Raw genomic sequence first — 17,898 nt, 5'->3', positions numbered from 1 at the left:
AAGATGCTCGTTTCGCGCAGCAGGACGGAAAGACCCCGGGACCTTTACTATAGCTTGATATTGGTGTTCGGTTCGGCTTGTGTAGGATAGGTGGGAGACTTTGAAGCGGCAACGCCAGTTGTTGTGGAGTCGTCGTTGAAATACCACTCTGGTCGTGCTGGATGTCTAACCTGGGTCCGTGATCCGGATCAGGGACAGTGTCTGGTGGGTAGTTTAACTGGGGCGGTTGCCTCCTAAAGGGTAACGGAGGCGCCCAAAGGTTCCCTCAGCCTGGTTGGCAATCAGGTGTTGAGTGTAAGTGCACAAGGGAGCTTGACTGTGAGACTGACGGGTCGAGCAGGTACGAAAGTAGGGACTAGTGATCCGGCGGTGGCTTGTGGAAGCGCCGTCGCTCAACGGATAAAAGGTACCCCGGGGATAACAGGCTGATCTTCCCCAAGAGTCCATATCGACGGGATGGTTTGGCACCTCGATGTCGGCTCGTCGCATCCTGGGGCTGGAGTAGGTCCCAAGGGTTGGGCTGTTCGCCCATTAAAGCGGTACGCGAGCTGGGTTTAGAACGTCGTGAGACAGTTCGGTCCCTATCCGCTGTGCGCGTAGGAGTGTTGAGAAGGGCTGTCCCTAGTACGAGAGGACCGGGACGGACGAACCTCTGGTGTGCCAGTTGTTCTGCCAAGGGCATGGCTGGTTGGCTACGTTCGGGAGGGATAACCGCTGAAAGCATCTAAGCGGGAAGCCTGCTTCGAGATGAGCACTCCCACCTCCTTGAGAGGGTAAGGCTCCCAGTAGACGACTGGGTTGATAGGCCGGATATGGAAGCCCTGTGAGGGGTGGAGTTGACCGGTACTAATAGGCCGAGGGCTTGTCCTCAGTTGCTCGCGTCCACTGTGTTGTTCTGAAACAACGACCCCCGCCATCGATGGGTGGGCGGTAGATAGTTTCATAGTGTTTCGGTGGTCATAGCGTGAGGGAAACGCCCGGTTACATTCCGAACCCGGAAGCTAAGCCTCACAGCGCCGATGGTACTGCAGGGGGGACCCTGTGGGAGAGTAGGACGCCGCCGAACAATTCTTCTGAAGAACCCCCGGTCCGGGAACGGATCGGGGGTTCTTCGCATTTCCGGGGCAAATCCCGAAAACAGGTCGGGCACGGCATGGCGCCGTGCCCGATCGAGTTCTGGGTCCAGGTCAGTCGCGTGGTGCCCCCACCGCGGTGCCCCAGCTGGGGCGGCTCTCCCAGCGGTCGGGGCTGTTGGTCAGCTGGGCGACGTTCGAGCCGTCGCTCTTCATGGTGTACAGCTCGGCAGCGCCGTTGACCGGTGCCTGGGTGAAGGCGATCGACGTGCCGTCGGGGGAGTAGGAGGCGGCACCGTAGACGACGTCGGACGGCCCGGGGGTGAGGGCGCCGATGGCGGTGCCGTCGGGGTGGGCGGTGTAGATGCCGCCGCCCGGGGTGTTGTCGGCGCCGGCGGGGTAGGTGGTGAAGACGATCTGCGTGCCGTCGGGGGACCAGCTGGCCCGGTCGCCGGCCCGCAGCTCCCAGGGGGTGAGCCGGCGAAGGTCGGTGCCGTCGATGTTGACGACGTAGAGGGCCCGGCTGTTGGCGGGCTGGCCGGTGGCGCTGGTCTGGTAGGAGAAGACGAGCTGCTTGCCGTCGGGTGACCACGCCGGATTGGCGACCAGGCCGGAGTACGGCTTGTCGTTGGTGAGGAAGGTCAGCCGCTGGGCGTTGGTGCCGTCCGGGCTCATCAGGTAGAGGTCGCTGTACTGGGTCTGATGGGCAGTGGGGTCGGAGCTGCCCCAGGTGCGGCTGAAGGCGATCTGCTTTCCGTCGGGGGAGAAGGCCGGGGTGACCTCCTCCTCGTTGGTGCAGTCGAGGGCGCCCGGCTCGCAGAGCGGGCCGACCTGGTGGGCGTTCTCGCCGTCGGCGCCGATCGTCCAGATCCGGCCGGCGGATTCCGCGCTGGTGCGGTCGAAGGCGACGGTGGTGCCGTCGGGGGACCAGTCGGGGTGGTCGTCTCGGGTCTGGGCGGGCGGGCGGGTGAGCTGCTGCTCGCCGCTGCCGTCGGGGGCGAAGGCGAAGACGGCGCTGGTGGTGCGGTCGCCGGTGAGGAACACCCGGCCGACGATCAGGCCGTTGTGCCGGGCGCTCGCCGCGGCCGCGAGGGCCGGGTCGGGTGGGGCCGAGACTGCGACGGCGGGTTCGGCCGCGGCGGTGGGGACGGGTGTGGCGGGCGGTGTCTCCGCCCGGATCTCGCTGAGCGGGATCTCGCCCGGCTCGGCGCCGCATCCGGTGAGCAGGGCGCCGGCCAGCAGAAGGCCCGCACCTGCGCGGGCGCGGGTACGGGCCGTGGTGGTGGGTGGCAGCTGCCGTGTGCCGGTCATCGGCGTGTCCTCTCCGTCTCTACCGCAGGACGAGGCCCCCGGGAAGCTGCCACTGTGGCAGACGGAGAGTGCGTGTGAGCGGGCGACACGCGACGCTCCGGCGCCGATCGGTCACATGGAGTATGAAGAGCCGACCGTCTGGTTGACCGATGGAGCACGGAGGATTGGCCGCCGTACCCCGGCGCACGAGCGTCCGGACTGTGCCGCCGACCGGGGGACGCCCGGGCCGGCGGGCACAGGGTGTCAGCCCCGGGCGGCGCGGCGCTCGGCCTTGGCGGCGGCCTCCGCCTCGTCCTCGGCCTCGGCGGCCTCCAGCGTCGGCGCCGTGCCGCCCAGGTGGGTGGGGAGCCACCAGGTGTCGTCCGGTCCGGTCGGCTTGCCGGGGTACTCGCGCTGGGCGCGGTCCAGCATCTCGCCCATCGCGGCACGGAGCCGGCGGGTGACCATGACCGGCTTGTCCGTGTCGGACAGCTCGATCGGCTCCCCGATCATGATGGTGACCGGGACGTGTCGCTTGGTGAGGGTCTTCGGGCGGCCCTTGGTCCAGAGCTGCTGGGTGCCCCAGAGCACGACCGGCAGCAGCGGGGCGCCGGAGTCGGAGGCCATGCGGGCGGCGCCGGTCTTGAACTTCTTCAGCATGAAGGAGCGGCTGATGGTCGCCTCGGGGAAGACGCCGACCACCTCGCCCGCCCGCAGTGCGCGCACGGCGGCCTCGTAGGCGGGCTGGCCGTCGGTGCGGTCGACCGGGATGTGCTTCATGCCGCGCATCAGCGGGCCGGAGATCGCGTGCTTGAAGACGTCGTCCTTGGCCATGAAACGGGTCTTGCGCTTGCCGCCGCGGTACGCGCCGAGGCCGGCGAAGAGGAAGTCCAGGTAGCTGATGTGGTTGCTGACCAGGACTGCCCCGCCCTCGGCGGGGATGTTCTCGGCGCCGACGATCTTGATGCGCACGTCGAGCGCGCGAAAGACGGTCAGTGCGGCGCCGATCACCGGCGGGTAGACGAACTCTGCCACGGTCAGTCCTGACTTCCACGGGCCTGGCGGCCCGGTAAGGCGGTACCCGGGCCGGGCGTGGGGCCGACCGGAGGCGCGGCACGCCGCGGCGGCACGGGCGATACACGGAGATGATCCCCCGAACGAGTGCCCGCTGTCACCTGAGCGGGGCCACCGGGCTCGGCCGGGGGGTGTGATCTCCGTGATGTGGCGGGCGGGAACCTTTTGCCGCGGGCCTCGACGCCTGGTCCGTCACGTGCCTCCGCCGGCCGTCGGGAGCCCTCGGACGCCCCTCCCGCCAGCCGGTGGGGCCGGCCGTCAGCGCGCAGGGTCGAGGCGGCCCTGGGCGCGGCGGACGACCAGGTACATCTCGCAGCCGAGGCAGTAGCCGAACGCGGCGTTGAGGAACGCCGCGGCGAGCGCGAAGCCGGCGGTCAGCAGGCCGAGCCAGGCCACGCCGGTCAGGAAGCCGAGGGTGCCGATGGCGGCGAAGGCCAGGCCGACGCCCTGGGCGAAGCGCGGCGGCCGCTCGTCCTCGGTCGCGGTCGGGGGCGAGAGCCGGGGGTGGACCAGCGTCCGGTACACCCAGCCGTAGGGGGATCGGTGCAGGCCGCCGATGGCGCCGAGGCCGAACACCACGGCCTGCAGCGCGAGCAGGAGGCCGCTGCCGGTGAGCAGTACGGCGATCAGGACGAGGGTGGTGAGTGCGGCGGCGAAGCGCGGGCCGCGGGGGTCGATCTGCACGGGGACTCCGGAGGGGCGCGTGGCGGGGAGGCGGTGACGGGATGTGTCAGCGACAGCGCGAGGCGGTGGCCCGGCACAGGTCGACCACGCGGCGGGCGGTCAGCAGCGGAGGTGCGGGGCGGTCGGAGTCCACCCGGCGATGGTACGCGGGCACGAGTTCGGCGGTCGACCGTTTCACGGGGGCGGGGCCCGGCCTGCTCCCCGGTGGCCGGACGCCGTTGCCGGGGAGCGGCGGGCCTGCCGCAGACTGGGAGGATGACCGGGTTGGTGGTGTGCGCCGTCGTGCTCGCGGTGGCGAGTGCGTTCGGGCTGCTGCGGGCCAAGCGCGACGGGAGGCTGCGGGTGCGCACGAAGGACGGGGCGGTTCGGCTGTCGGCGGCGGAGCTGGGCGGGCCGCTGGGGGAGCGGGCCACCCTGGTGCAGTTCTCGACGGCCTTCTGCCAGCCCTGCCGGGCGACTCGGCGGGTGCTGGCCGAGGTGGCGGGGATGGTCGAGGGTGTGGCGCACGTCGAGTTGGACGCGGAGACGCGGCTGGAGCTGGTCCGCAGGCTGGACGTCCTGCGGACGCCGACCGTGCTGGTGCTGGACGCGGAGGGGCGGGTGGTGCGCCGGGCCGCGGGGCTGCCGCGCAAGGCGGACGTGATCGCGGCCCTGGGCGAGGCCGTCTGAGCCGGGTGGACGCCGGCGTACCCGGGCGGACGCCTGTCGACGTGGGCAGGGCCGGGCGCGTCGGACCGGCGGCCGGGGGCGGATCCCGCCGTTCCGGCGGTGAATCTCGACCCGGATGTGCCGCCCCGTCAGGTGGTGTCCGGCGCGGCCTGGGGCAGGATGGGCGACGACGGCAGTGCGGGCCGTTCCGCCGGCGAGGCCCGGTCCGGGCGTGCTCCGGGCCGCCCGGGCCTCCGGGCGGGGCGTCCGGGCCGGGCCTGGCGGCGTAAGCTACTGGCCAGTAGTGACCACTGAGCTACTGGCGAGTATGCTGCCAGGGAGTTCCGGACCGGCACGGGAACACGCTGCCCGGAGCGGGTGCGTGCCGTATTCGCGCCCGCTTGCACAGCCGCAGCCGCCGGACGAGACCAGTACAGGAGACAGGCCGTGAGCTTGAGGATCGTTGTCTGTGTGAAGTACGTGCCGGACGCGACGGGTGACCGTCGGTTCGCGGACGACCACACCACCGACCGGGAGGGCGTGGACGGCCTTCTGTCGGAGCTGGACGAGTACGGCGTGGAGCAGGCGCTGCGGATCGCGGAGGCGCACGGCGACGCCGAGGTGACGGTGCTGACGGTCGGGCCGGACGACGCGAAGGACGCGCTGCGCAAGGCGCTGTCGATGGGTGCGGACAAGGCCGTGCACGTGAACGACGACGACATCCACGGCACGGACGTGATCGGGACGTCGGCGATCGTGGCGAAGGCGCTGGAGAAGACCGGGTTCGACCTGGTGGTCGGTGGTATGGCGTCGACGGACGGGTCGATGGGTGTGCTGCCGGCGCTGCTGGCGGAGCGGCTGGGCGTGCCGCAGGTGACGCTGCTGTCGGAGGTGTCGGTCGAGGGCGGTGTGGTCAGGGGCCGTCGCGACGGTGACGCGGCGACGGAGCTGGTGGAGGCGGCGCTGCCGGCGGTGGTCTCGGTGACGGACCAGTCGGGCGAGGCCCGTTACCCGTCGTTCAAGGGGATCATGGCGGCGAAGAAGAAGCCGGTGCAGTCCCTGGACCTGGACGACCTGGGCATCGAGGCGGACGAGGTCGGTCTGGCGGGTGCGTGGACGGCGGTGGAGTCGGTGGCGGCGCGTCCGGCGCGCACCGCGGGCACGGTCGTCAAGGACGAGGGCGAGGGCGGCAGGCAGCTCGCCGCGTTCCTCGCCGACCAGAAGTTCATCTGAGCCGCTCGCCCCGAGCCCCCCCACCCCCAGCCCACAGCGAAGTACGGAGACATTGAGCAATGGCTGAGATTCTCGTCCTGGTGGACCACGCCGACGGCGCGGTCCGCAAGCCGGCCCTGGAGCTGCTGACCCTGGCCCGCCGGATCGGCGAGCCGTCGGCCGTCGTCCTGGGCGCCGGTGCGGCCGCCGCGGACATCGCCGCCAAGGCCGCCGAGTTCGGCGCCGCGAAGGTGTACGTCGCCGACGGCGCCGAGTTCGCCGACCAGCTGGTCGTCCCCAAGGTCGACGCGCTGGCCCAGATCGCGAAGGCCGCCGAGGCGGCCGCGGTGCTGGTCACCTCCTCCGGCGAGGGCAAGGAGGTCGCCGCCCGCGTCGCCCTGCGCCTCGGCTCCGGCATCATCACCGACGCCGTGGACCTGGAGGCAGGTGTGGACGGCCCGGTCGCCACCCAGTCGGTGTTCGCCGCCTCGTTCCAGGTGAAGTCCAAGGTGTCGCACGGCACCCCGGTGATCACGGTCAAGCCGAACGCCGTGGCCCCCGAGGCCGCCCCGGCGGCGGGCGCGGTCGAGAACGTCACCGTCGCGTTCACCGGCAACGCCGCCAAGGTCACCTCGCGCACCCCGCGCGTCTCCACCGGCCGCCCCGAGCTGACCGAGGCCGCCATCGTGGTCTCCGGCGGCCGCGGCGTCGGTGCCGCCGAGGGCTTCGGCGTGGTCGAGGAGCTCGCGGACGCGCTCGGCGCGGCCGTCGGTGCCTCGCGTGCCGCCGTCGACGCCGGCTGGTACCCGCACACCAACCAGGTCGGCCAGACCGGCAAGCAGGTCTCCCCGCAGCTCTACATCGCGGCGGGCATCTCCGGCGCCATCCAGCACCGGGCCGGCATGCAGACCTCGAAGACCATCGTGGCCGTCAACAAGGACCCCGAGGCCCCGATCTTCGAGCTGGTCGACTACGGCGTGGTCGGGGACCTGTTCGCCGTGCTGCCGCAGCTGACCACCGAGGTGAAGGCCCGCAAGGGCTGATCCGCCGACAGGCGCACGCACAGGGCGCGTCCGGGACTCCCCGGACGCGCCCTGCGGCGTTGCGGGCGGTGCACCCGCCCGTGGAGGCGGCCCGTAGAGTCGGCCCCGACCGGTGACGACGCGACCGGTGTCGCCGGGCCGGCCGAGGCCCGGCGGCACACCCGCGAGCGAGGGCGAGGGCGAAGGCATGACACTCCTGACGGCACTTCAGGGCGACCACGGGGACTCCGGCGACGCGCTGTGCGTCGACGGGCGGGCGCTCTCCCGCGAGGAACTGCTCGGCGCGGCGACCGCGGTGGCCGACCGGGTGGCCGGCGCGCCCGGACTCGCGGTGCTGGCCCGGCCCACCGCGGAGACCGTCGTCGCCGTGGTGGGCGGCCTGCTGGCGGGGGTGCCGGTGGTGCCGCTGCCGCCCGACTCCGGCCCGAAGGAGCGCGCGCACATCCTGCGGGACTCCGGCGCGGCCCTGCTCGCGCACGCCGCCGGGGACGCCGTGCCGGAGGACGCCGGGATCGCCGCGTTGCCGGTCGACCCGGCCGAGCGGTCGGACACCACGTACGCCGAGCCCGATGCGGCGGCTACCGCGTTCGTGCTCTACACCTCCGGCACCACCGGGGCGCCGAAGGGGGCGGTGCTCCGCCGTTCGGCGGTGGGCGCCGACCTCGACGCGCTGGCCGAGGCCTGGGGGTGGACCGCCGAGGACACCCTGGCCCACGGCCTGCCGCTGTTCCACGTGCACGGCCTGGTGCTCGGCGTGCTCGGCGCCCTGCGCACCGGCAGCCGGCTGGTCCACACCGGACGGCCCACCCCGGCCGGGTACGCGGCCTCGGGCGGCACCCTCTTCTTCGGCGTGCCGACCGTCTGGTCCCGGCTGGCCGCGGATCCGGGGGCGGCCGGGCAGCTGGCCTCGGCCCGGCTGCTGGTCTCCGGCAGCGCACCGCTGCCGGTGCCGGTCTTCGAGAAGCTGGCCGCGCTGACCGGCCACGCGCCGATCGAGCGCTACGGCATGACCGAGTCGCTGATCACCGTGTCCACCCGGGCGGAGGGCGAGCGCCGACCGGGCAGCGTCGGCCTGCCGCTGACGGGCGTGCGGACCAGGCTGGTCGGCGAGGACGGCGGGCCGGTGGCCTCCGACGGCGAGAGCGTCGGCGAGCTGCAGGTCGCCGGGCCGACGCTGTTCTCCGGCTACCTGAACCGGCCGGACGCCGACGCCGACGCCTGGACCGCCGACGGCTGGTTCCGTACCGGCGACGTCGCGGTGATCGGGCCGGACGGCTTCCACCGGATCGTCGGCCGAGCCTCGGTCGACCTGATCAAGAGCGGCGGCTACCGGATCGGCGCCGGCGAGGTGGAGGCCGCGCTGCGCGACCACCCGGCGGTCGCCGACGCGGCCGTCGTGGGCGCGCCCGACGAGGACCTCGGCCAGGTGGTGGTCGCCTACGTCATCCCGGACGGCCCGGTGACGGGGGAGCAGCTGGCGGCCTTCGTGGCGGAACGGCTCTCGGTGCACAAGCGGCCCCGGAGGGTGGTGCTGGTGCCCGAACTGCCCAGGAACGCCATGGGGAAGGTGCTGAAGAAGCAACTGCTCGCGGGGGCAGCGGGGTGACGGCACCCGGGTGACGGGCGGTCATCCGATGACGGCAGCTCACCTGATCGCCCGTCGGGGCGCTCACCATCCGTGAACCCTTCCATTGGCGCACTCCACTGCGCGCCGTGAGCGGACGCGTGCCTAACGTGACACGCAGGCAGAAACCGAATAGCCGGACGAGTGCCGCGGCTTCCGGTCGCAGGACCGGAAGCCGCCGCACGTCGTCCGGAGCGGTTCTGCGGTTCCCGTTCAGCAAAGGAAGACAGCAGGATGACGACCGTCAACACCGGCGCACCGGGCGCCGCCGACGACCCGACCGGGCAGCACGCCGCCACCGACGGGCGGACCCGTACCGCCCGTCCCTCCCGGGCGGCGCGGATCCGTCGGGGGATAGCCATGGTGGCCGTGGTCGCGGCCGGAGCCGGCGTGATCGGCCTCGGCACCGGCGTGGGCACCGCTGCCGCCGAGGCCGCGCCCGCCCACGCCGGCTGGGACGGCTCGCGGTACTGGTTCAAGAACGGCAAGGGTGAGTGGCGCTGGACCACGCACTACGACATCTACTTGGACCGGACCGGTGGCTCGGCCTCCGCGGCCAAGTCCTCGACGGCCTCCTCGTCCTCGGGCGGGATCAAGCAGGGCTGGGACGGCTCGCGGTACTGGTTCAGGAACAGCAAGGGTGAGTGGCGCTGGACCACGCACTACGACATCTACTTGGACCGGACCGGTGGCTCGGCCTCCGCGGCCAAGTCCTCGACGGCCTCCTCGTCCTCGGGCGGGATCAAGCAGGGCTGGGACGGCTCGCGGTACTGGTTCAGGAACAGCAAGGGTGAGTGGCGCTGGACCACGCACTACGACATCTACCTGGACCGGACCGGTGGCGGATCCTCCTCGTCCTCGTCGGGTTCCTCGGGCTCGGCCTCGGCGGACTCCGCCGCGCCGGCAGCCGACGGGGACGTCGAGACGGCGGTGCAGTTCGCGCTGGCACAGCTCGGCAAGCCGTTCCGGACCGCCGGCAACGGCCCCGACGGCTACGACTGCTCCGGCCTGGTGCAGCAGGCCTTCCGGCGCGGCGGGATCGAGCTGCCGCGGGTGGCGAACGACCAGTACGCGGCGACCACACCGATCCGCGCCAGCGAGCTCCGCCGCGGCGACCTGCTCTTCTGGTCGACCGACGGCACCGCCCGGGGCATCGAGCACGTGGCGATCTACCTGGGCAGCAACCAGTACGTGGAGGCCGCCCGGCCCGGCACCAACATCCGGATCTCGGGCATCAGCAGTGGCTACTACCCCACCCACATGGGCCGGCCCTGAGGGCTGCGCACGGGTGGCGCTGCCCCGGGCCGGGCGAGAGGCATCGCCTCCCGCCCGGCCCGGGGGCGTCCGGGGGTGCAAGGAGGAGGTCGGCCCGGACGAGGAGGTCGGGTACGGAGGGGGCGCGTGGGGTGTGGACAGGGCGCGCACAGAGGGCTCGGACGCCGGTTTCCGAGGGCGCGTGAACCGGCGGTCACGCGGGCGCGCGGGTGCACCGGTAGGGCCTCTGGCCTGGGCACATGCCGCTGTCAAGGAGCGCACTACGGTTCGTCCGGCCGGAACGGATCGGAGGCATGGGGACCGGCGCGGCGGGGGTACCACCTCGGGTGGCGCTGGCTGACGGGGGCGCCCGCCCGGTGCGAACGGCACCGGGGGAGGTCGAGGGGCAGGGGACACTGTGATCGTCTGGGTCAATGGCACGTTCGGCGCGGGCAAGACGAGCGCCTGCCGGGAACTGGTCGAGCTGCTGCCCGGGAGCATGCTGTTCGACCCGGAGGTGGTCGGGTTCGGGCTGAGAGGAATGCTCCCGGCCGACCGGATGGCGGCGGTGTCCGACTTCCAGGACCTGCCGGCCTGGCGCCGGCTCGTCCCCGAGACGGCGGCCGCCCTGCTCGGCGAGGTGCCGGGCCCGCTGGTCGTCCCGATGACGTTGCTCCGCGAGGACTACCGGGACGAGATCTTCGGTGCGCTCGCCTCGAACGGGATCACCGTGCACCACCTCGTCCTGGACCCTGAAGAAACGATCCTGCGGGAGCGGATCGCCCGGCGCGAGGAGTGCCCGGGCGATCCGGAGCGCAGCGCGCGCGTCCGCGAGTGGTGCCTGGAGCACGTCCCCCGCTACCGGGCCGCCCGGCGCTGGCTCGGCCGGGACGCCCGGCTGGTCGACACCAGCGCGCTGACCCCGGGCGAGACCGCCGCCCGGCTCGCACAGCTCGTTCGGGACGGCTCGGCCCGCTGTCCCATCGTGCAGACCCCCGACCCGACCGGGGACACCGTGGCCTCGGCGGTGCTCCTCTTCGACGAGCAGGACCGGGTGCTGCTCGTCGACCCGGTCTACAAGCCGGACTGGGAGTTCCCCGGCGGCGTGGTCGAGCGGGGCGAGGCACCGACCGACGCGGCCCTGCGGGAGACCGCCGAGGAGCTCGGCCTGCGGCTCGATCCGGCCGCCCTGCGCCTGCTCGCCGTCGACTGGGAGCCGCGCACCGGCCCGCGCCGCGGCGGCCTGCGGCTGGTCTACGACGGCGGCCTGCTGGACGCCGCGGCCCGCCAGAACCTGCTGCTCCAGCAGGAGGAGCTGCGCGGCTGGCGCTTCGTCAGCCTGGAGGAGGCCGCAGGCCTGCTGCCGCCGGGGCGCTACCGCCGGCTCGCCGCCGCGCTGGACGCCCGGCGCAGCGGCGAGCTGCGCTACCTGGAGGCCGGCCGGCGGGCGGCGCTGGGACTGGCGCGCGTGGTCGACGCGGCGTAGCGGTCGATGCGGTGGGGTGGTCGATGTGGCGGAGCGGGCGGCGCGAGCGGTCGCCCGGCGCGGCGGGTGCCGGTGTGACGGGGCGGGCGGTGCGGCGGCGGCCGGGCAGGGGCGGCAGGATGAGGGCATGCCTTTCACACTGAGCCACCCGGCCGCCGTCCTGCCCCTGCTGCGTGCGGCCGGCCGGCGCGGGCCGCTGGTCGCCTCGGCGCTGGTCGCCGGCTCGATGGCGCCGGACGTCCCGTTCTTCGCGGAGTCACTGCTGCCCGGGGTCTACGAGCAGGGCGGGCTGACCCACCGTTGGTGGGCGGTGCCGACGGTGGACGTGGCGATCGCCGGGGCGCTGGTCGCGGGGTGGCACGGGCTGCTGCGCGGACCGCTGGTCGGCCTGCTGCCGGAGCGGTGGGCGGGCGCCGCCGAGGCGCTGACGGCCCGCCGGCCCGGTGGCGCGGGGGCGGGCCGGCCGGGCGGTGGTTCCGGGACCGGCGCGGCGGCCGCCTGGTTCACCGCCTCGGCGGCGGTGGGCGCGGCCACCCACGTCGGCTGGGACGCCTTCACCCACGAGGGCCGGTTCGGCGTCGCCCTGGTGCCGGTGTTGGAGCGGAAGGTCGCCGGGCTGCCGCTGTACACGGTGCTGCAGTACGGGACGTCGGCGCTGGCGCTGGCCGCCCTGGCCGGGTGGGCCTCGCGCGCGGCCCGGGAGGTGGAGCCGGTACGGCCCGCGGTGGCGCTGCCCAGCGGGGTGCGGCGGGCCGCCGTGGCGGCGCTGGGCGCGGCCACGGCGGCCGGGGTGGTCCACCGGCTCGTGCCGCTGCGGCGGAACCTGATCCCGGAGTTCTGCTTCGGGGCCGGGGCCGGCCTGGCGGTCGGCGCGGCCGGGTACGCGCTGGTGCACGCGGCGGCGGTCCGGCTGGCCCGGCGGCACCGGCCGCGGCCCTGCCAGGCCGCCGGCCGGGAGAGGGCGGTCGAGCGGGCCGGGGTCTGAGCCGGCGCCCGGGGCTGTGCCCCGGGCGGCACCCCGGCCGGGTGGCGGCGGGCGGAGCCCCCACCCGGGCGGGACCGGCGTCGGACTCCCCGGGCGCTGCGTCAGGCCGAGTGGATCTCGGCGTAGCGGCGGAGGAAGAGCGCCTCGGTGAGCGCCATCCGCTCCAGCTCCAGCGGGTCGACGCTCTCGTTGACGGCGTGGATCTGGGTGGTCGGCTCCTCGACGCCGATCAGCACGATCTCGGCCTGCGGGTAGAGCGTCTGCAGGGTGTTGCAGAGCGGGATCGAGCCGCCCTCGCCGGAGGCGACCATCGGCGTGCCGAAGGCCTCGGCCATGGCCGTGCCCATCGCCTCGTATGCCGGGCCGGAGGTGTCCGCGCTGAACGGCGCGCCGTTGCCCTGGCGCTCGATCCGGACCTGCGCGCCGAACGGCACCTGGGCCTCCAGGTGGGCGACCAGCGCGTCCTGCGCGGCGGCGGTGTCGGTGCCCGGCGGAACCCGCAGGCTGACCAGCGCCTTGGCGGAGGACTGCACGGAGGAGGTGGCGCCGATCACCGGCGGGGCGTCGATGCCGAGGACGGTGACGGACGGGCGGGCCCAGAGCCGGTCGGCGACGGTGCCGGTGCCGGTCAGCCCGACGCCGTCGAGCACCTTGGCGTCGGCGCGGAACTGCTCGTCGGCGTACTCCACGCCGGACCAGGTCTGGTCACTGGTCAGACCGGCGACGGCGACGTCGCCGTGCTCGTCGTGCAGCGAGGCCAGCACCTTCACCATCGCCTGCAGGGCGTCCGGGGCGGCGCCGCCGAAGGCGCCCGAGTGCAGGTTGCCGGCGAGCGTGGTGATCGACACCTCGACCACGGTCATGCCGCGCAGCGAGGCGGTGACGGTGGGCAGGCCGGGGGCGAAGTTGCCGGTGTCGCCGATCACGATGGCGTCGGCGGCGAGCAGCTGCGGGTGGGCCTCGGCGTAGCGCTCCAGGCCGCCGGTGCCCTGCTCCTCGGAGCCCTCGACGATGATCTTCAGCCCGACCGGGTAGCCGTCCCCGTGGACCTGGCGCAGCGCCCGAAGGGCCGTCAGGTGCATCAGGATGTTGCCCTTGCAGTCGGCGGCGCCGCGGCCGTACCAGCGCCCGTCCCGCTCGGTCAGCTCGAACGCGGGGCTCAGCCAGGCGCTCTCGTCGAGCGGGGGCTGGACGTCGTAGTGGGAGTAGAGGAGCACGGTCGGCGCGCCGGCCGGGCCGGGCAGCTCGGCGTAGACGGACTGGGTGCCGTCGGGGGTGTCCAGCAGCTGCACGTTCGTCAGGCCCTCGGCGGCGAACGCGTCGGCCACCCACTCGGCGGCCTTGCGGCACTCCTCGACCGGGAACTGGCGCGGGTCGGCCACCGAGGGGAAGGCGACCAGCTCGGCGAGGTCGGTGCGGGCACGGTCCATCAGGGACCGGACGGCGTCGGCCAGGGGCTGCTGCGGCATCGGGCTTGCTCCGGGAGGGGAGGTCCGGCCGGGAGGGTCGTCCGGGCGGACACGTTGACGGGGGACGCACCGATCATAGGCGTAGACGAACGGACGGTCGCCGGGATCGACCGGATGTTCGGGGCGCCGTGGCGGACAGTGGATCACCGGGCCGCATAGGATTGCTCGACGTGACTGACTCCGGAAGCTCCGATTCCCGTAGCCCGCTCGACGCCGCGGCGTCCGGACAGCCGTCCGAGCCGCAGCCCGACCAGCCGGCGGCCGGGCCCGACCACCTCGACGGTGTCTGGGACGTGGTCGTGGTCGGCGCCGGACCGGCCGGGGCGTCGGCCGCGCACGCGGCCGCGGTCCAGGGCCGCCGCGTGCTGCTGCTCGACAAGGCCGAGCACCCCCGTTACAAGACCTGCGGCGGCGGCATCATCGGCCCCTCGCGGGACAGCCTGCCGCCGGACTTCAAGCTGCCGCTGCAGGACCGGGTGTACGCCGTCACCTTCGCGTACGGCGGCCGGTTCACCCGGACGCGGCGCTCCGACCGGATGCTGTTCGGTCTGGTCAACCGTGACGAGTTCGACCTGCGCCTGGTCCAGGCGGCGAAGCAGGCGGGCGCGGTCCTGGTCACCGGAGTGACCGTCACCGGGGTGGAGCAGCGCGGCGGCGAGCACCGCACGGCCCTGGTCACCGCCTCCGACGGGCGCAGCTTCGAGGCGCGGGCGGTCGTCGGTGCGGACGGAAGCGCCAGTCGGATCGGCCGGCACGTCGGCGTCTCCTTCGACCAGATCGACCTGGGCCTGGAGGCCGAGATCCCCGTCCCGCCCTCCGTCGCCGCCGACTGGGCCGGCCGGATCCACCTCGACTGGGGCCCGCTGCCGGGCAGCTACGGTTGGGTGTTCCCGAAGACCGAGTCCGCCAGCCTGACCGTCGGGGTGATCTCGGCCCGCGGCGACGGCGAGCGGACCAAGCGGTACCTGGCCGACTACATCCGCCGGCTCGGCCTGGCGGGCTTCGAGCCGAGTGTGGAGTCCGGGCACCTGACCCGCTGCCGGGCCGAGGACTCGCCGCTCTCGCGCGGCCGGGTGCTGGTGGCAGGAGACGCGGCCGGCCTGCTGGAGCCGTGGACCCGCGAGGGCATCTCGTACGCGCTGCGCTCGGGCCGGCTGGCCGGGGAGTGGGCGGTCAAGGTGGCCGAGGCGGGGACGGCCGCCGAGGTGCGGCGCGAGGCGCTGAACTACGCGTTCGCGATCAAGGCCGGGCTGGGCGTGGAGATGCGGGCGGGCAAGCGGATGCTGGCCGCCTTCGAGCGCCGGCCGTACCTCTTCCACGCGGCGGTGTGTCTGGTGAAGCCGGCCTGGCGGGCCTTCGCCCGGACCACCCAGGGGCACACCACCTTCGCCCAGGTGCTGCGGCAGTACCGGTCGGCGCGCCGGCTGGCCTCGCTCGCCTCGCGGTAGCGGTCGGGGCCGGCTCCGGGATTCGGGTTCGGCTCCCGGGGCGGGCTCCGGACCGGTCCCCCGGGGTGGCGGACCCGGGGGGGCCCGCTGCGCACCGCCCACGCCGCCGACCGGCCGGTCAGGGCCGGCGTGGGCCGCCGGTCAGCTCGTCGCCGAGCGGGCTGCGGCTGTACAGCACCGAGCGGCCGTTCCGCGCCCGGGTGACCAGGCCGGTCCGGTGCAGCACGGCCAGGTGCTGGCTGACGGCGCCCGGGGTGACGCCCAGCCGGTAGGCCAGATCCGTGGTCGAGGCCGGTTCGGCCAGCAGCGCCAGCAGCCGGGCCTTCGGCGCGCCGATCAGCAGCTCCAGTGCCCGGACGGTCACCGGCGCCGGCGGGCCGGCCATGGCGGCCTGGCCCCGCGCCGGGTAACTGAGCTGCGGTGCCCGGTCGTTGCCGATCATCGTGACCACACCGTGGGCGAAGAAGGTCGGGGTCAGCACGAGCCCGCGGCCGTCCACGGTGATGTCGCGGTCCTGCGCCGTCCAGCGGCGGTCGATCGACAGCACCCCGTCCTCCCAGCGCAGCCGGTGACACAGGTCGGCGAAGAGCGCCGCTGCGCCGTGCTGGGCCAGCACCCGTGCCCGGTAGACCAGGTCGGCCTCCAGTACCGCCCGGGCCTGCGGCCACCAGGCCGGCGCCAGGCAGACCTCCCAGTACTCCTCCAGAGCGTCCGCGATCCGGGCCAGCAGCCGCGTCGGATCGGCCAGCCCGGCTGTCAGCGGGGGAGGCAGCGGCTGCCCGTGCGGTCGGAAGGTCTGCTCCAGCTCCGGGCGCAGCCGCTCGGGGGGCAGGGCCCGGACCGCCGCCAGCTCGGAGCGGAAGTCGGGGGCGGGGCCGGTGGGACGGGGCGTCAGGAAGTCCGGGATCCAGCGGACCTCGGAGACCAGCGAGCGCAGCAGTACGGTGTCCAGCCGCTCGAAGGCCGGCCGCAGCCGCTCGAAGGCGGGGGTCTGCAGCGCGTAGTGGCCCGGGTGGGTCCACATCCGCAGGCTGAGCGTCGCCTCCTGGATCGGCGAACAGGCGAACCAGGTGGTCGCGAGATCGGCCAGGCCGAGACGGAACCGGTGCACGGACGGCGCTCCCTCCCCGGCCGCCGTTCCGGCTGGCCGCTCTGCCCGTGGTTTCAGGCAGAGCCTAAATCAGTATTGATCGGCCGGGGGCTGGGGGTGGGATCGAGGCATGACCACCCCATCGGCGGAGACCTCCGCAGCCACCTCCGGCCTGCCCGAGCCCGGCCGTCCTGCAACCGGCGCGCCCGGAACGGGCCGGACCGGCCGGCTGCTCCACCCCGACCCGACGGTGCGCCGGCTCGCCGCGATCACCCTCGTCAACACCATCGGCAGCGGGCTCTCGCTCTCCGTCGGGGTGCTCTTCTTCACCCGCGTCCTCGGGCTCACCGCCGCCCAGCTCGGCCTCGGGCTCACCGCCGCCGGCCTCTGCGGGGTCGCCGCCAGCGTGCCGGCCGGCCTGGCCGCCGACCGGTGGGGCGCCCGCCCGGTCCTGGTCGTGCTGGTGACGGTGAACGCGCTCGGCACCGCGGGCTACGCGCTGGTGCACAGCTACGCGGCCTTCCTGCCGCTGGCCTGCGTGGTGGCCGCCGTCGACCGCGGTTCGGCCGCCGTGCGCAACGCCCTCTACGCCCAGGTGCTGCCGGCAGACCGGCGGGTGGCGGGCCGCGCCTACCTGCGAGTGGTGACCAACATCGGGATCTGCCTCGGTACCGCGCTCGGCGCGCTGGCGCTGCAGGCGGACACCCGGGGGGCCTATCTGGCTGCGATCCTGGCCGACGCCGCCTCCTACCTGGCGGTCGCGGTGCTGTTCCAGCGGTTGCCGGTGCCCGGGGTGCGGCGGCGGGGCGCAGGTGGTGCCGCGGACGGAGGCGCCGGCGGGAGCGGGGCCGGGACCGCGGATGCTGCGGGACGTACGGCGGGGGAGCGGCGGCGCAACCCGGCGCTGCGGGATGCGCCGTTCCTCCTCGTGACGGTGCTGAACGCGCTGCTCTGCCTGCAGTTCGCGGTGCTGGAGGTCGGCCTGCCGCTCTGGGTCGTCCAGCAGACCGACGCCCCCCGGATCACCGTGGCCGCCTCCCTGATCGTCAACACCGTGCTGGTGATCGCCCTGCAGGTCCGGGCCACCCGGGGCACCGAGGACCCGGCCACCGCCGCCCGGGTCTGCGGACGGGCCGGGCTCATGCTGGCGGCGTCCTGCCTGGTCATCGCCCTCGCCCACGGCCTGCCGGCCACCTTCGCGGCGGTCGTGGTGCTCGGCGGCGTGGCGCTCCAGGCCCTCGGCGAGGTGCTGGCCCAGGCCGGTGGCTGGGCGCTCAGCTACGACCTTGCCGGTGAGCACGACCACGGCGCCTACCAGGGCGTCTACAACGCGGGCACAGCCGCCGCGCTGATGATCGGACCGGCCGTGGTCTCCACCGCCGTCATCGGCTACGGCCTGCTCGGCTGGGCCGCGCTCGGCGCGCTGCTCGCCGGGGCCGGGCTGGCCATGGGCCCCGCCGTCCGGTGGGCCCGACGGCGTGGCGCGGACGCGACGGGCCGCTGAGCCTGACGGGCGGA

14 protein-coding genes and 2 rRNA genes (1 of these 16 only partly in view) are annotated in these 17,898 nt (G+C 73.9%); 11 read left to right on the top strand and 5 right to left on the bottom strand.

Annotation, left to right across the window (positions count from 1 at the left end; translation table 11 throughout):
- Both ACF9IK_RS06645 and rrf read left to right on the top strand, forming a co-directional pair.
- Positions 1-870: ribosomal RNA gene (locus ACF9IK_RS06645) — 23S ribosomal RNA — on the top strand; it begins 2,248 nt to the left of the window's first position.
- A gap of 79 nt (positions 871-949) precedes the next feature.
- Positions 950-1,066: ribosomal RNA gene (rrf, locus tag ACF9IK_RS06640) — 5S ribosomal RNA — on the top strand.
- Positions 1,067-1,187: 121 nt separating this feature from the next.
- On the opposite strand, the gene ACF9IK_RS06635 is transcribed toward rrf, so the two are convergent.
- From ACF9IK_RS06635 to ACF9IK_RS06625, 3 genes are all read right to left on the bottom strand, one after another.
- A complete protein-coding gene (locus ACF9IK_RS06635) occupies positions 1,188-2,384 on the bottom strand; it encodes a TolB family protein (RefSeq protein ID WP_395293300.1) in 1,197 nt (398 codons plus the stop codon).
- Positions 2,385-2,627: 243 nt separating this feature from the next.
- The gene (locus tag ACF9IK_RS06630; RefSeq protein WP_395293299.1) at positions 2,628-3,398 is read right to left on the bottom strand and encodes a lysophospholipid acyltransferase family protein; all 771 of its coding nucleotides are present in this window, start codon (positions 3,396-3,398) and stop codon (positions 2,628-2,630) included.
- Positions 3,399-3,695: 297 nt separating this feature from the next.
- On the bottom strand, positions 3,696-4,121 hold the full coding sequence (locus tag ACF9IK_RS06625) for a DUF4395 domain-containing protein (protein WP_395293298.1): 426 nt from the start codon (positions 4,119-4,121) through the stop codon (positions 3,696-3,698).
- Between the two features lie 255 nt (positions 4,122-4,376).
- Here ACF9IK_RS06625 and ACF9IK_RS06620 point away from each other — a divergent pair, with 255 nt between their 5' ends.
- From ACF9IK_RS06620 to ACF9IK_RS06590, 7 genes are all read left to right on the top strand, one after another.
- Positions 4,377-4,790 (top strand): TlpA family protein disulfide reductase, encoded by a 414-nt coding sequence (locus ACF9IK_RS06620; RefSeq protein WP_395293297.1) that lies wholly within the window; start codon positions 4,377-4,379, stop codon positions 4,788-4,790.
- 426 nt (positions 4,791-5,216) lie between these two features.
- Entirely contained in the window at positions 5,217-6,002 is a 786-nt protein-coding gene (locus tag ACF9IK_RS06615; protein ID WP_395293296.1) for an electron transfer flavoprotein subunit beta/FixA family protein, read from the top strand.
- A gap of 59 nt (positions 6,003-6,061) precedes the next feature.
- Complete coding sequence (locus tag ACF9IK_RS06610; protein ID WP_395293295.1) at positions 6,062-7,024, top strand: electron transfer flavoprotein subunit alpha/FixB family protein; 963 nt, start codon at positions 6,062-6,064, stop codon at positions 7,022-7,024.
- Between the two features lie 187 nt (positions 7,025-7,211).
- A complete protein-coding gene (locus tag ACF9IK_RS06605; protein WP_395293294.1) occupies positions 7,212-8,630 on the top strand; it encodes an acyl-CoA synthetase in 1,419 nt (472 codons plus the stop codon).
- Positions 8,631-8,882: 252 nt separating this feature from the next.
- Positions 8,883-9,923 (top strand): C40 family peptidase, encoded by a 1,041-nt coding sequence (locus ACF9IK_RS06600; RefSeq protein ID WP_395293293.1) that lies wholly within the window; start codon positions 8,883-8,885, stop codon positions 9,921-9,923.
- A 397-nt stretch (positions 9,924-10,320) separates the two neighbouring features.
- A complete protein-coding gene (locus ACF9IK_RS06595) occupies positions 10,321-11,388 on the top strand; it encodes an NUDIX hydrolase (RefSeq protein WP_395293292.1) in 1,068 nt (355 codons plus the stop codon).
- Positions 11,389-11,515: 127 nt separating this feature from the next.
- Positions 11,516-12,373, top strand: coding sequence for a DUF4184 family protein (locus ACF9IK_RS06590; RefSeq protein ID WP_395293291.1), 858 nt, complete (start codon positions 11,516-11,518; stop codon positions 12,371-12,373).
- Between the two features lie 101 nt (positions 12,374-12,474).
- Here the strand turns inward: ACF9IK_RS06590 and ACF9IK_RS06585 are convergent, their stop codons facing one another.
- Positions 12,475-13,842, bottom strand: coding sequence for a dipeptidase (locus ACF9IK_RS06585; protein WP_395293290.1), 1,368 nt, complete (start codon positions 13,840-13,842; stop codon positions 12,475-12,477).
- A 170-nt stretch (positions 13,843-14,012) separates the two neighbouring features.
- Here ACF9IK_RS06585 and ACF9IK_RS06580 point away from each other — a divergent pair, with 170 nt between their 5' ends.
- Positions 14,013-15,290, top strand: coding sequence for a geranylgeranyl reductase family protein (locus tag ACF9IK_RS06580; RefSeq protein ID WP_395293289.1), 1,278 nt, complete (start codon positions 14,013-14,015; stop codon positions 15,288-15,290).
- A 118-nt stretch (positions 15,291-15,408) separates the two neighbouring features.
- Here ACF9IK_RS06580 and ACF9IK_RS06575 read toward each other — a convergent pair whose 3' ends face one another.
- On the bottom strand, positions 15,409-16,401 hold the full coding sequence (locus ACF9IK_RS06575) for an ArsR/SmtB family transcription factor (RefSeq protein ID WP_395293288.1): 993 nt from the start codon (positions 16,399-16,401) through the stop codon (positions 15,409-15,411).
- Between the two features lie 109 nt (positions 16,402-16,510).
- On the opposite strand from ACF9IK_RS06575, the gene ACF9IK_RS06570 reads away from it, so the two are divergent.
- A complete protein-coding gene (locus tag ACF9IK_RS06570) occupies positions 16,511-17,884 on the top strand; it encodes an MFS transporter (protein WP_395293287.1) in 1,374 nt (457 codons plus the stop codon).
- The last annotated feature ends 14 nt before the right edge of the window (positions 17,885-17,898 follow it).

The sequence above is a fragment of the Kitasatospora hibisci genome, assembly GCF_043950205.1.
Classification (GTDB): Bacteria; Actinomycetota; Actinomycetes; order Streptomycetales; family Streptomycetaceae; genus Kitasatospora; species Kitasatospora hibisci.
The sequence above is the reverse complement of the archived record's forward strand: the minus strand, read 5'-3'. Positions and strand labels throughout refer to the sequence as shown.